Origin of the sequence: Streptomyces amritsarensis (assembly GCF_001953875.1) — a bacterium.
Classification (GTDB): domain Bacteria; phylum Actinomycetota; class Actinomycetes; order Streptomycetales; family Streptomycetaceae; genus Streptomyces; species Streptomyces amritsarensis.
The window spans coordinates 1-14,606 of the sequence record NZ_MQUR01000138.1; the positions used below are offsets into that span (position 1 = coordinate 1).

The following is a 14,606-nucleotide window of genomic DNA, read 5'->3' on the forward strand; positions in this document are numbered from 1 at the left end:
ATCCGAAAGACTGCCGGGAAGCCCCCAAAGGAACGGGCCGGGAGCAGAAAGACACCATCGGGGCGGTGCCATGCCCGGCCGGAGCCAGGTGCGCCCCAAATCGCTACGCGCTCCTGTTGGACAGCGTCCGCAGGCCCCTGGGGCTGGGCATAAGCCGCCCTAAATCGCTACGCGCTTCTGTCGGAAGGCGTCTGCGAGCCTCTGGGGTTGGGCATAGGCCGCCATCGATCGCTACGTGCTTCTCGATCACGCGTCCGCAGTTCGTCTGGGGCGGGTCATAGGCCGCAGAGGCGCGATGTGCTCCTCGTGGGTGGCGTCTGCGGGCGGTCTGGGGGTGGGAAGGCGTCGGATGACGGCTGAGGTGAAGTCAATCCAGGTCAGGGCGTGTGCGCGCCTCAAAGAGCCCTCAATGTGCACCAATTGCCCATGATTGGGAGGGTGGTTGGGGTGACGTCTTGGTCTTGTCGGGGGTTGGCATCGGCTCAGCCGATGGATCGCTCCTCCGCCCCTCGAATCACCCCCTCCCAGCCCCGAACCAGGGCCGGACGCCGTCTCGGAGGAGCGCGTAGCGATCGGTGGCGGCCTATGCCCAGCCACAGGGGCCCCCGGGTACCGTCCATGAGGAGCGAATTGGCGTCTGTGGCTTATGACCCGCCCCGGACGGTCNNACGACACGGAGAGACGATGGGACTGACGGGAAACCCCCAGCACAGCTCTGATGCCGCCCCGCTCAAACCCCGCTCCCGCACTCCCGTCGTGCCCCCACCGCTGCCGCCCCCCACCGCTGCCGCCCCCCCACCGCCGCACCCCCCCACCGCCGCACCCCCCCACCGCCGCACCCCACCGCCGCCGCACCCCGCCGCCCTGCGCCGCCGCCGCCCTGCACCCCCACCCCCGCCGCCGGCGGGCTCGCGGTCTCGTCCCGGTGAGGGCCCGCTTCGCCGCGCTTCCCTCATGTCCTCGATCCGGCTTCGCCGCCCACGGCGGCCCCCCGGCGTGCCGCGAACTGGTCGAACGTCTCGCGGCCCACCGCGTGGGACGGGGTGAGGTGGCCGCCGCGGCGGAAGGCCGCGTAGGTCCTGCCCGCCAGGGGGACCGGGAGGACGCGGCGGTTGCGGCCCGTCGCCCGCAGGTAGACGCGGGCCAGGTCCGGCAGGGTGCGGATCTGCGGGCCGCCCATGTCCGGGACCCGGCCCGCCGGGGTCGGGACCGCCAGTTCCGCCATGCGGGTGGCGACTTCGCCGACCGCGATGGGCTGCACCGGTACGCCCTTGGGGATCGGGGCGACCGGCAGCTTCGCCGCGGTGTCCGTCACCATCGCCACGAGGTCGTGGAACTGCGTCGTGCGCAGGATGGTCACGCCCAGCCCGGACGCCTCCAGCAGCCGTTCCACCCGGAGCTTGCGCTTGTAGTAGGCGAGCGGGACGGCGTCCACCCCGACGATCGAGATGTAGACGATGTTGCGGACGGTCCCGGCGCGCCGGGCCGCCTCGACGAGGCGCCCGGCGGCCACGTCGTCGCCCTTGCCTGCACCGCGGGTGTTGCTCGCGCAGTGCACGACCACCTCCACGCCCGCCAGGGCCGCGTCCAGGCCGGTGCCGTCCTGGAGGTCGACGGGGTGGTCCGGGGCATGCCGGCTGAGCACCCGGACCTCCTGCCCGGCCGACCTCAGCCGTTCGGCGACGAGCGAGCCGAGAGTTCCGGTGCCTCCGGTGACGACGATGGCGCCCATGGTGTCGGTCCTTCCCTGGTGCGGTGAGGGTGCGTGCACCAGGGAAGGACCGGACAGCCGTCAGGAATGTGACAGCTGTCGCCGCAGGAACTGCAGCTTCTCCGGGTTGACCACCGTGCTGATGCCGCTGACCAGGCCATTCTCGAATTCGACCAGGAGGACCGCCACCTCGCCGAAGAGCAGTGCGGGCGCTCCGTTGACCTCCGCGACGCTGACCGGCACCCCGGCCACGTACTTCGCCATGGCGCCCATCGCGAACCGGGCCACGTTGTCCCGCCCCAGGATCGGCCGCCGCGCCGCGTTGACCACACCGCCGCCGTCCGACACGTAGCGCACGTCGGCCGCCAGCACCCCCTCCAGCCGGGTGAGGTCCCCGCTCTGCGCGGCGGTCAGGAAGCTCTCCACGAGCCCCTGCCACCGCTCGGGGTCGGCGGAGAACCGCTTCTCCCGGGTGGCCTCCCGCTCGGCGGCGACCCGGCCCGCCGCGCGCCGGTAGATCTGGCGGCAGTTGGCCTCGCCGAGGTCCAGGAGGCCGGAGATCTCCCGGTGGCTGTAGGCGAAGGCCTCACGCAGTACGTACACGGCGCGTTCGACCGGGGTGAGCTGCTCCAGCAGCAGGAGCAGGGCCATGGACACGCTGTCGCGCTGCTCCGCCGACTCCAGCGGGCCGAGGGTGCCGTCCCCGGTGAGGACCGGCTCCGGCAGCCAGGGGCCCACGTAGCTCTCGCGTCTGGCGCGCGCCGACGTGAGGCTGTTGAGGCAGAGGTTGGTGACGACCTTGGCGAGCCAGGCGCCGGGGTGCTCGATGGCGGCGCGGTCCGCCGAGTCCCAGCGCAGGTAGGCGTCCTGCACGATGTCCTCGGCCTCCGCGGCGGAGCCGAGCATGCGGTAGGCGATCCCGAACATCCGGGGCCGGTGTTCCTCGAAGTCCGCTACGGACGCGGTGACATGTGTGATCACCGGGTCAGCCTACGAGGCAGCGCGGGAGATAGAACGTGCGAGGACCCGGTGGCCGCCGGGCCACCGGGTCCTCACGTTCTCCACGGGCGTTCAGCAGGGGCTCAGCAGGCGCCCTGGTCCTTCCAGACGCCCCATTCACCCGTGGTGCCGGGTTCTTCGTTCTGCGTCCACCACTGGGCCTTCCAGTTGCGGCCCTTGTGGGAGACGACGTTGCCGCTGTTGTAGACGGTGCCGGCGACGTATGCCGGGTTGGTGCAGGTCCCGCCGGTCGGCGGCGGGGTGGTCGGAGGTGTGGTGGGCGGTGTGGTCGGGGGAGTGGTGGGCGGTGTGGTGCCGCCCGGCTCGCCGACCGTGGTGCCGCGCGCCAGGTCGCCGGCCAGGGCGTACGTCGTGCCGGAGATGTTCACCGTCCAGTTGGAGGGGGTGGACACCGGCAGGTAGTAGTTGAACGCCAGGTCGACGGAGGCGCCCGGGGCCAGGGACTGCCAGGCCGGGAGCTTCAGGGAGACCCGGTGGAAGTCGCCCTTCAGGCCGCCCACGTTGCTGCCCGTGTGCCCGCTGCTGATGATCTTCGTGCCGAAGCCGGACTGGTCGGAGGCGTTGTTCGGGGCTGAGGTCGAGTAGTCGAACTGGAACTCGGTGCCGCCCGGCAGTGCCGTCTTCGTGTTGTTGGTGATCTTGATCTTCGGGGTGATCGGGTAGTTGGAGTCGCCGAGCTTGAACTCGGTGAACTCCGTCCTGATGTCCACGGCCTGGGTCGGCAGGGCGGTGGTGCCGGCCTTCTTCGCCCCGTACGGGGAGGCCGCCTTGAACTTGTCGTACATCAGCGAGGTGAGCGTGGAGCCCATCTCGTACTGGCCCTTGGCCGCGTTCCAGCCGTAGTCGCCGGCCATCTCCCAGACCATGGTGCCGCCGATGCCGCGGTCCACCACGTAGTCGGCCTTGGCGGCCACCGACTGCTCGTCCTCGGTGGAGAGGAAGACCTTCTTCTGCGCGTTCCACAGCCACGGCGCGACCAGGGTCGAGTCGTACTTGCGGGCGTAGGTGCCGGTCAGCGAGGTGTTCGACGGGAAGCCGTACTGGGTGACGTAGTCGCCGACGATCCCCTTCTCCAGGTTCTTGGCGTGCCACATCGGGTTCGAGCCGGCGGGGGACTCGTTGCCGTTGTCGTCCTTGTCGTGCCACAGGTTGTCGATGCCGACCGCGCCGTCACCGCACTTGGTCAGTCCCGAGCCGGCCGGGCAGGTGGTCGCCGCCGCCTTGCCCCACAGGCCGTCGGTGCCGCCCTGGACGTTCTTGTGGCCGCGGGTGTAGTAGGGCAGGCCGATGTTGATCCGGCCCGCCGGCATGGAGCCGCGGAAGTAGTGGTACGCCCAGTCCGTGTTGAGGTAGCCGATGCCGCCGTACTGCTGGGAGCCGTAGACGCCGGCCGCGGCGAGCTCGCCGTCCTTGCCGTCGTCGAAGAGCGAGGCGTTCGGGCCGACGTACTCGTTCCAGGCGCCGTGCAGGTCGTAGGACATGATGTTGACGTAGTCCAGGTACTGCTGCATCTGGAACGTCTCCATGCCGCGCAGCAGGTAGCCGGAGGAGGGGGCGGCGACGGTCAGCATGTAGTGCTTGCCGTCGGCGGCGCCGGCCGCGTCCAGCTTCTGGCGCAGGCTCTTCATGAGGGCGTCGTAGCCCTTGACCAGGCCGGCCCGGCGGGCGTTGGCGATCTGCCAGTCCAGCGGGTTGCCGGCGTCCTTCATCGTGGTCGGGTACTCGTAGTCGATGTCGACGCCGTTGAAGCCGTACGCGCGGATGAAGTCGACCGAGGACTGGGCGAAGGTGTCGATGCCCGCCTGGTTGACGGAGCCGTCCGCGTTGGTGGCCATGCTGTAGAAGCCGCCGGAGGCGACGCGCTTGCCGTCCGCGCCGAAGTAGCCGCCCGTCTCGGCCCAGCCGCCGACGGAGATCAGGGTCTTCACGTCGGGGTGCTGCTTCTTGTACTTCGTCAGCAGGTTGAAGTGGCCCTTGTAGGGGAGTGACGGGTCCATCTCGGCCCCGGCGACGCCCGGCCAGGTCATGCCGGTGGCCTCGTTCGTCGGGCTGTCGGCGCCGACCGAGATCTTGTTGTCGCTGCCGACGTGCGCGAACGCGTAGTTGATGTGGGTGATCTTGTCCCACGGGATGTTGTTGACGAGATAGGACGGCTGGCCGTTCTTGCCCGTGCGCCAGCCGGTGAAGTAGCCGATGACGCGGCGCTGGTGGTCGGCGCCCATCTTCTCGCGGCCTTCGGTGTCGTAGACCGAGCAGTAGGGGACGTCGACGCCGGCCGTCTTGTAGAGGCCGTCGGGGCGACAGCTCTCGTTGTCGGCCGCGTGCGAGACGCCCGTCGAGAGCCCGCCGACCAGCAGTCCGGCGATTGCGGCGCCGGATGCCAGGAGCATCGCTCTCGTACGTGTGGGGGACGGCATTGTGCCTCCTGGGGAGGGGAGGATGCAGGACACGGGTGGATGCAACATGGAGCAACGGGACGGATGCGGAAGCTTGTTGGCCCGTGACGTGCGCACATCTGACGGGCTGTTCCCGGGAAGATGAAGGGAACGTTAAGAGGACTAGACCAACCCGTCAATAGGTCTGGACCAACCGCGCCCCACTTGCCCGGGTCCGCGCCGCCGGCACCCCCTCGCCCGCCCCCTCGCCCACCCCATGGCGCCGCCCCCCGCTCGCGCCGGAGCGACCCCCGGGCCCCCGCCGCGGTAGCCTCGAAGTCACCCTCTGTGAGCCAGGCCACACCACATCACCCGCATGGCGGGCGGTGGGCCGTGGCAAACTGGCTGGAGTACCAGTAGCAGCGCACTCCGGGGTCGGTGTAATTCCGAACCGGCGGTATAGTCCGCGACCCGTCCGCAGCCAGCGGCCGGTTGACCAGGTGAAATTCCTGGACCGACGGTTAAAGTCCGGATGGGAGGCAGTGCGCGGCGGGCCAGTCACCGGTACGCCGCCGTCGGCGGTCCATCGGCGCATCCTCATGATGTGCCCGGTCGAACCGTTCCGGCCCCGGCGTCCCCGCGTGAGCTGTTCCGCTTCATCTGTCGTATCCCGACAGGCCCCGGAGTCCGTGCCCGATGAGGCAGGAGGACCCGGTGGCGACACACGCCGCGCACGCAGCACCCGCACCCGACGCGGGCACCCGTGCCATGCGGCGAGCCATCGAGCTCGCCGCCCGCGGACTCGGCTCCACCAGCCCCAACCCCGTCGTCGGCTGCGTCATCACCGACGCCTGCGGCACCGTCGTCGGCGAGGGCTGGCACCAGCAGGCCGGCGGCCCGCACGCCGAGGTCCACGCCCTGCGCGCCGCAGGCGCCGCGGCCCGCGGCGGCACCGCCTACGTCACCCTCGAACCCTGCAACCACACCGGCCGCACGGGACCCTGCGCACAGGCCCTCGCCGACGCGGGCATCGCCCGCGTCGTCTACGCCGTCCCCGACCCCAACCCGCAGGCCAGCGGAGGCGCCGCCACCCTGCGCGCCGCCGGGATCGACACCGAGGCCGGGCTGCTCCGGGCCGAGGCCGAAGCCGGCAACACCGCCTGGCTGACCTCCGTACGCCTCGGCCGCCCCCACGTGACCTGGAAGTACGCCGCCACCCTCGACGGCCGCAGCGCCGCCGCGGACGGCAGCAGCCGCTGGATCAGCTCCGCCGAGTCCCGGGCCGACGTCCACCGGCTGCGCGCCGAGGCCGACGCCGTCCTGGTCGGCGGCGGCACCCTGCGCGCCGACGACCCGCACCTGGCCGTCCGCGGCATCGACGGCGCCACCCAGCCGCTGCGCGTGGCACTCGACACCCGCGCCGGCCTCCGGCCGACCGCCCGCATCCTCGACGACGCCGCGCCCACGCTGCTGGTCGTCGCCGAGGACGCCGACACCCGCCACCTGCCCGGCGTCGACCTGCTCCGGCTGCCCCCGCACCACGGCCGGATCCCCCTCGACCGGCTCCTGACGCAGCTGTACGCCCGCGGCGTGCGCTCCCTGCTCCTGGAAGGCGGCCCCACCCTCGCGGGCGCCTTCCTCGAAGCCGGAGCCGTCGACCGCGTCGTCGGCTACCTCGCCCCCGCCCTGCTCGGCGCCGGCCCCGCGGCCCTCGGCGACGCGGGCATCACGAACATCTCCCACGCCCTGCGCCTCGACATCACCGAGGCCGTCCGGGTGGGCCCCGATCTGCGCATCACCTCCCTTCCCGCCACCGCCCCCAAGGAGCACTGAGTGTTCACCGGAATCGTCGAAGAACTGGGCGAGGTCACCGCCGTCGAGCCGCTCCAGGAGGCCTCCCGCTTCCGGCTGCGCGGCCCCCTGGTCACCCAGGACGCCAAACACGGCGACTCCATCGCCGTCAACGGCGTCTGCCTGACCGTCGTGGAGACCGCCGACGGCGAGTTCACCGCCGACGTCATGCAGGAGACCCTCAACCGCTCCAGCCTCGGCGCCCTGGCCGAGGGCTCCCGGGTCAACCTGGAACGCCCGATGGCCCTCGGCGGACGGCTCGGCGGCCACCTGGTCCAGGGCCACGTGGACGGCACCGGCGAGATCCTCTCGCGCACCCCCTCCGAGCACTGGGAGATCGTCAAGGTCGCCCTCCCGCAGAACCTCTCCCGCTACGTCGTCGAGAAGGGCTCCATCACCGTCGACGGCGTCAGCCTCACCGTCGTCGAGGCCGCCGCCGACTGGTTCACCATCAGCCTCATCCCGACCACGCTCGCGCTGACCACCCTCGGCATCAAGCAGCCCGGCGACCCGGTCAACCTCGAGGTCGACGTCCTCGCCAAGTACGTCGAGCGCCTGCTGGCCGCCGGCGTGGACCCGCTGCGCGCGAACCCGACGGGAGAGCCGCGGTGAGCGCCCTGACGTGGCTCAACACGGAGGCCTTCACGGTCTTCGGCCAGAAGGTCATCTGGTCCGACATGATCGGCAACCTGATGGGCCTGGCCGCGCTCGCCCTCGGCTGGCGCCGCTCCATATGGACCTGGCCCGCCCAGCTGCTGTCCGGGCTCATCCTCATCGCCGCCTACGCCTCCGCACACCTCGCCGGCGGCGTCGGCAAGCAGCTCCTGGTCATCGGCGTGGCCGTCTTCGGCTGGATCTCCTGGCAGCGCGGCAGGCAGCAGGCCCAGGACGGCTCCATCGCCGTCCGCACCGCCACCTGGACCGAACGCGGACTGCTCCTCGGCGGAGCGGCCCTGGGCACCCTCGCCGTCGGCGGCCTCTTCACGCTCTACCCGACGCTGTCCTGGAGCCCGTGGGCCGACGCCTACATCTTCGTCGGCACCATCGTCGCGATGGTGGCCCAGGCCCGCGGCCTCGTCGAGTTCTGGTTCGCCTGGCTCCTCGTCGACCTGGTCGGCGTCCCCCTCGCCTTCTCCGGCGGCCTGGCCTTCTCCGGACTGGTCTACGTCGTCTACTTCGCCCTCGTGGTGTGGGGTGCCTACGACTGGTACCAGCGCTCCCGCACCAACCCCGCCCCGGCCCTCGAAGGAGCAGCGGCATGACCAGCCTCAAGCCCGTGCCCGACATCCCCGAAGAGACCTTCCGCCTCGACCCCGTCGAGCAGGCGATCCGCGACATCGCGGCCGGCCGGCCCGTCGTCGTCGTCGACGACGAGGACCGCGAGAACGAGGGCGACCTCGTCATCGCCGCGGAGAAGGCCACCCCCGAGATCATCGCCTTCATGATGAGCGAGTGCCGCGGCCTGATCTGCGCCCCCATGGAGGGCGACGAGCTGGACCGGCTCGAACTCCCCCAGATGGTCCAGAACAACACCGAGTCGATGAAGACCGCCTTCACCGTCTCCGTCGACGCCGGCGCCGCCCACGGCGTCACCACCGGCATCTCCGCCGCCGACCGCGCCACCACCCTGCGCCTCCTCGCCGACGGCGTCAGCGAACCCGGCGACTTCGTCCGCCCCGGCCACATCTTCCCGCTGCGCGCCAAGCCGGGCGGCGTCCTGGTCCGCAACGGCCACACCGAGGCCGCCGTCGACCTCGCCCGCCTCGCGGGCCTGCGCCCGGCCGGCGCCATCGTGGAGATCGCCGGCGAGGACGGCGTCATGCTGCGGCTGCCCGAGCTCATCCCCTTCGCCCGCAAGCACGGCCTGACGATCATCTCCATCGAGGACCTGATCGCCTACCGCCGCTCCGCCGAGCCCAAGGTGCGCCGCGAGGCCGAGGTCAGCCTGCCGACCGCGTTCGGCGACTTCACCGCGCACGGCTACCGCTCCACCGTCGACGGCGTCGAGCACGTCGCCCTCGTCCACGGCGAGATCGGCGACGGCACCGACATCCTGGTCCGCATGCACTCCGAATGCCTGACCGGCGACATCTTCGCCTCCCAGCGCTGCGACTGCGGCCCCCAGCTGCACGCCTCCATGGAACGGATCAAGAACGAGGGCCGCGGCGTCGTCGTCTACCTGCGCGGCCACGAGGGCCGCGGCATCGGACTGCTGTCCAAGCTGCGCGCCTACGAACTCCAGGAGCGCGGCCGCGACACCCTCGACGCCAACCTGGAACTGGGCCTGCCCGCCGACGCCCGCGACTACGCCGCCGGTGCGCAGATCCTCGCCGACCTCGGCGTGCGCAGCGTCCGACTGCTGACGAACAACCCCGACAAGTCCGCCTCCCTGGAGGTCCACGGCATCACGGTCGCCAGCCGCGAGTCGATGCCCGTCGAGGCCGGCGAGCACAATCTGCGGTACCTGCGCACCAAGCGGGACCGGATGGGCCACGACCTGCCCTGGCTGGACGGGGCCGTGACCACCTCCGCCTGCGGCAACCAGTAGGCACGCACCACCACCCGTACGCACATCCACGAACCCACCCACCCACGAACCACCGAGGAGCAGAGCTGTGAGCGGCAAGGGCGCACCCGAACTGAGCGTGAAGAACTGCGGAGACCTGCGAGTCGCCGTGATCGCGGCCCAGTGGCACGAGAAGGTCATGGACGGACTGGTCGACGGCGCCCTGCGGGCCCTGCACGAGCTGGGCATCGACGAGCCCACCCTGCTCCGCGTCCCCGGCAGCTTCGAGCTCCCGGTGGTGGCGAAGGTGCTGGCCGGCCGCGGCTACGACGCCATCGTCGCCCTCGGCGTGGTCATCCGCGGCGGCACCCCGCACTTCGACTACGTCTGCCAGGGCGTCACCCAGGGCCTGGTCCAGGTGTCGATCGACACCGGGGTCCCCGTCGGCTTCGGCGTCCTGACCTGCGACAACGACGAGCAGGCGCTGGACCGCGCCGGGCTCGAAGGGTCGAATGAGGACAAGGGGCACGAAGCGGTCACCGCCGCCGTCTCCACCGCCATGACCCTGCGCACCGTCAGCGAACCCTGGCGGTAAGCCGTGTCCGAGGGGTGAACCCCGGCACCGGGACACCCGGGTGAGCCCGTACTCTAAGGACATCATGGCGAACACACCCTTTAAGACCTTCGAAGAGCTCTTCGCCGAGCTCCAGCAGAAGGCCGCCGAAGGCGACCCCAGCACCTCCCGCACCGCCGAGCTCGTCCACAAGGGCGTCCATGCCATCGGCAAGAAGGTCGTCGAGGAGGCCGCCGAGGTCTGGATGGCCGCCGAGTACGAGGGCAAGGAAGCCGCCGCCGAGGAGATCTCCCAGCTGCTGTACCACGTCCAGGTGATGATGGTCGCGCGCGGGATCTCCCTCGACGACGTCTACGCGCACCTCTGAGCCCAGCCCCTCGGTCCGGGCCGCACCCGGGCCCGTCCGCAACCACGCAAACCGCCTAGACCCCGCACACCACGCATCAAAGGAAGCCCCATGCTGCGCATCGCCGTCCCCAACAAGGGTTCACTCTCCGGACCGGCGTCGGCGATGCTCCATGAGGCCGGCTACCGGATGCGCAAGGAGTCCAAGGAGCTCGTGGTCGTCGACCCCGAGAACGAGGTGGAGTTCTTCTACCTCCGCCCCAAGGACATCGCGATCTACGTCTCCTCGGGCAAGCTCGACATCGGCATCACCGGCCGCGACCTGCTGCTCGACTCCGGCGCCAGCGCCGAGGAGATCCTCCCGCTGAACTTCGGGCGCTCCACCTTCCGCTACGCCACCACCCCCGGCACGGCGAAGGGCCCCGAGGACTTCACCGGCATGACGATCGCGACCTCCTACGAGGGAATCGTCGCCAAGCACCTGGCCGACCAGGGCATCGACGCCTCCGTGGTGCACCTCGACGGCGCGGTCGAGACCGCCATCCAGCTCGGCGTCGCCCAGATCATCGCGGACGTCGTCGAGACCGGCACCAGCCTGCGCAACGCCGGCCTCGAGGTCATCGGCGAGCCGATCCTCACCTCCGAGGCCGTCGTCATCCGCGGCAACGGCGCCGACGCCGACGACCCGCAGGTCCAGCAGTTCCTGCGCCGCCTCCAGGGCGTCCTCGTGGCCCGCAGCTACGTGATGATGGACTACGACTGCCGCGCCGAGCACCTCGAGCGCGCCGTCGCCCTCACCCCGGGTCTCGAGTCCCCGACCGTCTCCCCGCTGCACAACGAGGGCTGGGTCGCGGTCCGCGCCATGGTCCCCGCCAAGGAGGCCCAGCGCATCATGGACGACCTGTACGAGCTCGGCGCACGCGCGATCCTCACCACGTCGATCCACGCCTGCCGCCTCTGAGGACCCGCGTGCCCGACCGGCACGCCGCCCCTCACCCGTACGCACCCCAGAAGGCAACGCACCATGGCCGAGTCCGCCGCCCCGCCCGCACCGCCCACCCTGCCGGTCACCTTCCGGCCGACCCGCACCCGGGCGGTCCTGCTGGGCGTCGGGCTCGCCATGTTCGCCACCATCACGGCCATCGCCGTGATGCTCGAACGCCTCCAGCCGGGTGAGCGGATCAGCTTCATCTTCACCGCCGTCCTGCTGACCTCCGTCCTCGTCCTGCTCAGCCGCCCCAAGGTGGTCGCGGACGAGGAAGGCGTCACCGTCGTCAACCTCACCAACACCCGCCGCCTGGCGTGGGCCGAGATCCTCCGGGTCAACCTCCGCCCGGGCGACCCGTGGGTGTTCCTGGACCTCAGCGACGGCACCAGCCTGCCCGTGCTCGGCATCCAGCCGGGCGTGGCCAAGCAGCAGGCCATCAGCGACGCGCGCGCCCTGCGCACCCTCGCCGAAATCCGCGGAACCGGCACGAACGACAGCTGACCGCGCCCATCCTCGTCGCCGCCTACCGTTGCGGCGCGGATCCCAATGACTACCCTGGTGGCGGGGCGCAGCCGTGCGCCCTCCCACCGGCCCCGGGACCCCGAGGCCCGCGGGCACCTGCAACTCGAGGAGTGACTCCCTCCAGCAATGGACGGATCGTCCGGTAATACCCGCGCCGCCCTCCCCTCGGAGGCGGCGGCATGACCACCCCGCTACTCCTGCTCGCGGCGGCATTCGCCCTGATCCTCGCCAACGGATTCTTCGTGGCGGCCGAGTTCGGCCTCGTCACCGTGGAACGCCCCGAGGCCGAGCGTGCCGCAGCCGACGGAGACCGCCGTGCCCGCACGGTCGTCAAGGCCCTGCGAGAGCTGTCCTTCCAGCTCTCCGGCACCCAGCTCGGCATCACCATCACCTCCCTCGTGGTCGGCATGCTCGCCGAGCCCGCCCTCGCCGCACTGCTGGCCGGGCCGCTCTCGGCGACCGGCCTGCCCCGGGGAGCCGTCTCCGGTGTCGCCGTCGTCATCGGCATGCTGCTCGCCTCCGCCGTCCAGATGGTCGTCGGCGAGCTCGTCCCGAAGAACTGGGCGGTCTCCCGGCCCCTCCAGGTGGCCCGCTTCGTCGCCGGCCCGCAAAACGCCTTCTCGCGCGTCTTCCGGCCGGTCATCGCCGGCCTCAACGCCGTCGCCAACCGGCTCGTACGGGCCCTCGGCGTGGAGCCCACCGAGGAGATGGCATCCGCCCGCACCCCGGGCGAACTCGTCTCCCTGGTACGCCATTCGGCCCAGGCCGGCGCCCTCGAACAGGACACCGCCGACCTCTTCGTACGGACCCTGTCGCTGGGCGAGCTCACGGCCCAGCACGTCATGACCCCCCGGGTGAAGGTCAGCGCCCTCCAGCACACGGCCACCGCGGCCGACGTCCTGAACCTGACCCGCGCGACGGGGCTGTCCCGCTTCCCGGTCTACCGCGAACGCATCGACGAGATCACCGGCGTGGTCCACCTCAAGGACGCCCTCGCCGTCGCCGAGTCCGAACGCGACCGCGTCAGCGTCGCCCGGATCTGCGTCCCCCCGCTGCTGGTGCCCGGCTCCCTGCCCGTGCAGCCGCTGCTGGAGCGGCTGCGCAGCGAACAGCCGATGGCCGTCGTCGTCGACGAGTACGGCGGCACCGCCGGCGTCGTCACCCTGGAGGACATCGTGGAGGAACTCGTCGGGGAGGTCCGCGACGAGCACGACCTCGCCGAGGACGAGACCCCCGAACTCGCCGCCGTCGCCGCCGAGGACGGCCGCCCCTCCTGGGAGGCCGACGGCAGCTGCCGCGTGCAGACCCTGCGCCGGATAGGCCTGGAAGTGCCGGAGGGCCCCTACGAGACCGTCGCCGGCCTCGTCGCCGACCTCCTCGGCCGGATCCCCGCCCTCGGGGACCGCGCGGACCTCCCCGGCTGGAAGCTGTCCGTCCGCAGGGTCGGCCGCAACCGTGCGGAACGCGTCCGGCTGGTCCGGCTGACGGCCGTACCCGCCGCCGGCACCTACCGGCAGGCCGCCGGCCCCGCCGGTGCCACCGTGCCCGGCACCGGCCGCCACGGCGTCACCGCCCCGCAGCCGGCCGAGCTGGAAGGCGCCGCCCGGTGAACGCGCTCCAGCTCGTCTTCGCGCTGCTCCTCGTCCTCGCCAACGGCTTCTTCGTCGGTGCCGAGTTCGCCCTCGTCTCCGTACGGCGCAGCCAGATCGAGCCCCTCGCGGCCGACTCCAAGAGGGCCCGCCAGGTGCTCCACGGCCTGGAGAACCTGCCCCGCATGATGGCCGCCGCGCAGTTCGGCATCACCGTCTGCTCCCTCACCCTCGGCGCGGTCGCCGAACCCACCGTGGCCCGGCTGCTGGAGCCCGTCTTCCACGCCGCCCACGTACCGCAGGGCCTGATCCACCCCCTCGGCTACGCCCTCGCGCTCGCCGCCGTGGTCTTCCTGCACCTGGTCATCGGCGAGATGGTCCCCAAGAACCTCGCCATGGCCGCCCCCGAGAAGACCGCCCTGTGGTTCAGCCCCGGCCTGGTCGCCTTCGCCCGCCTCTGCGGTCCGGTCACCACCGCGCTCGGCGCCTGCGCCACGCTCGTCCTGAAGCTCTTCGACGTCGAGCCCAAGGACGAGGTCGAGGCCGTCTACACCTCCGCCCAGCTGGGCCGGCTCCTCAAGGACTCCCGGCAGGCCGGGTTCCTGGAGCCGGTCGAGCAGGAGCGGCTGGAGGACGCGCTGGAACTGGGCAGCCGCCCCGTCACCGACGTCCTCCTCGACCGGGACCGCCTGGTCACGGTCGGCCCCGCCGTCACCCCGCGCCAGATCGAACAGCTGACCGTGCGCACCGGCTACTCCCGGTTCCCCGTCCGTGCCGACAGCGGCGCCTTCATGGGCTACCTGCACGTGAAGGACGTACTGGACCTGGAGGACCGGGAACGGGCCGTGCCCCAGCGGGTCTGGCGCCGCATGACCACGCTGTGCGCCACGGTCCCGCTGGACGACGCCCTCGGCGTCATGCGCCGGGACGCCACGCACCTGGCGCAGGTCGCGGACCAGAGCGGCCGGGTCCTCGGCCTGGTCGCCCTGGAGGACGTCCTGGAAATGCTGGTCGGCGAGGTCCGCGACCCCGCGCACCGGATCCCCGCGGGCCGCACCTGGTAGCGCTGTGGCCGGAAGGAGCCGCGCCGCGGTTCCCTCCGGCCCTGCCGGCGTCACATCGGCG

Annotated in this window: 13 protein-coding genes and 1 riboswitch; of the genes, 10 read left to right on the forward strand and 3 right to left on the reverse strand. The window is 71.6% G+C overall.

The features are described from left to right. Positions 1-952: 952 nt before the first annotated feature. The 3 genes from AVW11_RS33330 to AVW11_RS33340 form a co-directional block, all read right to left on the reverse strand. Entirely contained in the window at positions 953-1,732 is a 780-nt protein-coding gene (locus AVW11_RS33330) for an SDR family oxidoreductase (protein ID WP_076046892.1), read from the reverse strand. 60 nt (positions 1,733-1,792) lie between these two features. Beyond that, positions 1,793-2,692, reverse strand: coding sequence for an RNA polymerase sigma-70 factor (locus AVW11_RS33335; RefSeq protein WP_076046893.1), 900 nt, complete (start codon positions 2,690-2,692; stop codon positions 1,793-1,795). 101 nt (positions 2,693-2,793) lie between these two features. Further along, entirely contained in the window at positions 2,794-5,148 is a 2,355-nt protein-coding gene (locus tag AVW11_RS33340; RefSeq protein ID WP_030851636.1) for a chitinase C-terminal domain-containing protein, read from the reverse strand. A 378-nt stretch (positions 5,149-5,526) separates the two neighbouring features. Beyond that, positions 5,527-5,656, forward strand: a riboswitch (FMN riboswitch). Positions 5,657-5,802: 146 nt separating this feature from the next. Here AVW11_RS33340 and ribD point away from each other — a divergent pair. The 10 genes from ribD (at position 5,803) to AVW11_RS33390 (ending at position 14,545) form a co-directional block, all read left to right on the forward strand. After that, the gene (gene ribD / locus AVW11_RS33345) at positions 5,803-6,939 is read left to right on the forward strand and encodes a bifunctional diaminohydroxyphosphoribosylaminopyrimidine deaminase/5-amino-6-(5-phosphoribosylamino)uracil reductase RibD (protein ID WP_078857799.1); all 1,137 of its coding nucleotides are present in this window, start codon (positions 5,803-5,805) and stop codon (positions 6,937-6,939) included. Continuing rightward, the gene (locus AVW11_RS33350) at positions 6,940-7,569 is read left to right on the forward strand and encodes a riboflavin synthase (RefSeq protein WP_030851630.1); all 630 of its coding nucleotides are present in this window, start codon (positions 6,940-6,942) and stop codon (positions 7,567-7,569) included. After that, positions 7,566-8,219: a nicotinamide mononucleotide transporter family protein gene (locus tag AVW11_RS33355; protein ID WP_030851627.1), complete on the forward strand. Its 654-nt coding sequence runs from the start codon at positions 7,566-7,568 to the stop codon at positions 8,217-8,219. Before AVW11_RS33350 ends, AVW11_RS33355 begins: the two co-directional genes overlap by 4 nt. Then, positions 8,216-9,505, forward strand: a complete 1,290-nt coding sequence (locus AVW11_RS33360) for a bifunctional 3,4-dihydroxy-2-butanone-4-phosphate synthase/GTP cyclohydrolase II (protein ID WP_076046894.1) — start codon at positions 8,216-8,218, stop codon at positions 9,503-9,505. Before AVW11_RS33355 ends, AVW11_RS33360 begins: the two co-directional genes overlap by 4 nt. A 67-nt stretch (positions 9,506-9,572) precedes the next feature. Continuing rightward, on the forward strand, positions 9,573-10,058 hold the full coding sequence (gene ribH, locus AVW11_RS33365) for a 6,7-dimethyl-8-ribityllumazine synthase (protein ID WP_007262951.1): 486 nt from the start codon (positions 9,573-9,575) through the stop codon (positions 10,056-10,058). 64 nt (positions 10,059-10,122) lie between these two features. After that, positions 10,123-10,404: a phosphoribosyl-ATP diphosphatase gene (locus AVW11_RS33370; RefSeq protein WP_060180643.1), complete on the forward strand. Its 282-nt coding sequence runs from the start codon at positions 10,123-10,125 to the stop codon at positions 10,402-10,404. Between the two features lie 90 nt (positions 10,405-10,494). Then, entirely contained in the window at positions 10,495-11,343 is an 849-nt protein-coding gene (hisG, locus tag AVW11_RS33375) for an ATP phosphoribosyltransferase (RefSeq protein WP_030665427.1), read from the forward strand. A 63-nt stretch (positions 11,344-11,406) separates the two neighbouring features. Then, positions 11,407-11,871 (forward strand): PH domain-containing protein, encoded by a 465-nt coding sequence (locus AVW11_RS33380; protein WP_030851617.1) that lies wholly within the window; start codon positions 11,407-11,409, stop codon positions 11,869-11,871. 200 nt (positions 11,872-12,071) lie between these two features. Beyond that, complete coding sequence (locus AVW11_RS33385; protein ID WP_076046895.1) at positions 12,072-13,502, forward strand: hemolysin family protein; 1,431 nt, start codon at positions 12,072-12,074, stop codon at positions 13,500-13,502. Continuing rightward, positions 13,499-14,545 carry a hemolysin family protein gene (locus AVW11_RS33390; protein ID WP_076046896.1) on the forward strand — a complete coding sequence of 349 codons (1,047 nt, stop codon included), beginning with the start codon at positions 13,499-13,501 and terminating at the stop codon, positions 14,543-14,545. The genes AVW11_RS33385 and AVW11_RS33390 overlap by 4 nt, the downstream gene beginning before the upstream one ends. The last annotated feature ends 61 nt before the right edge of the window (positions 14,546-14,606 follow it).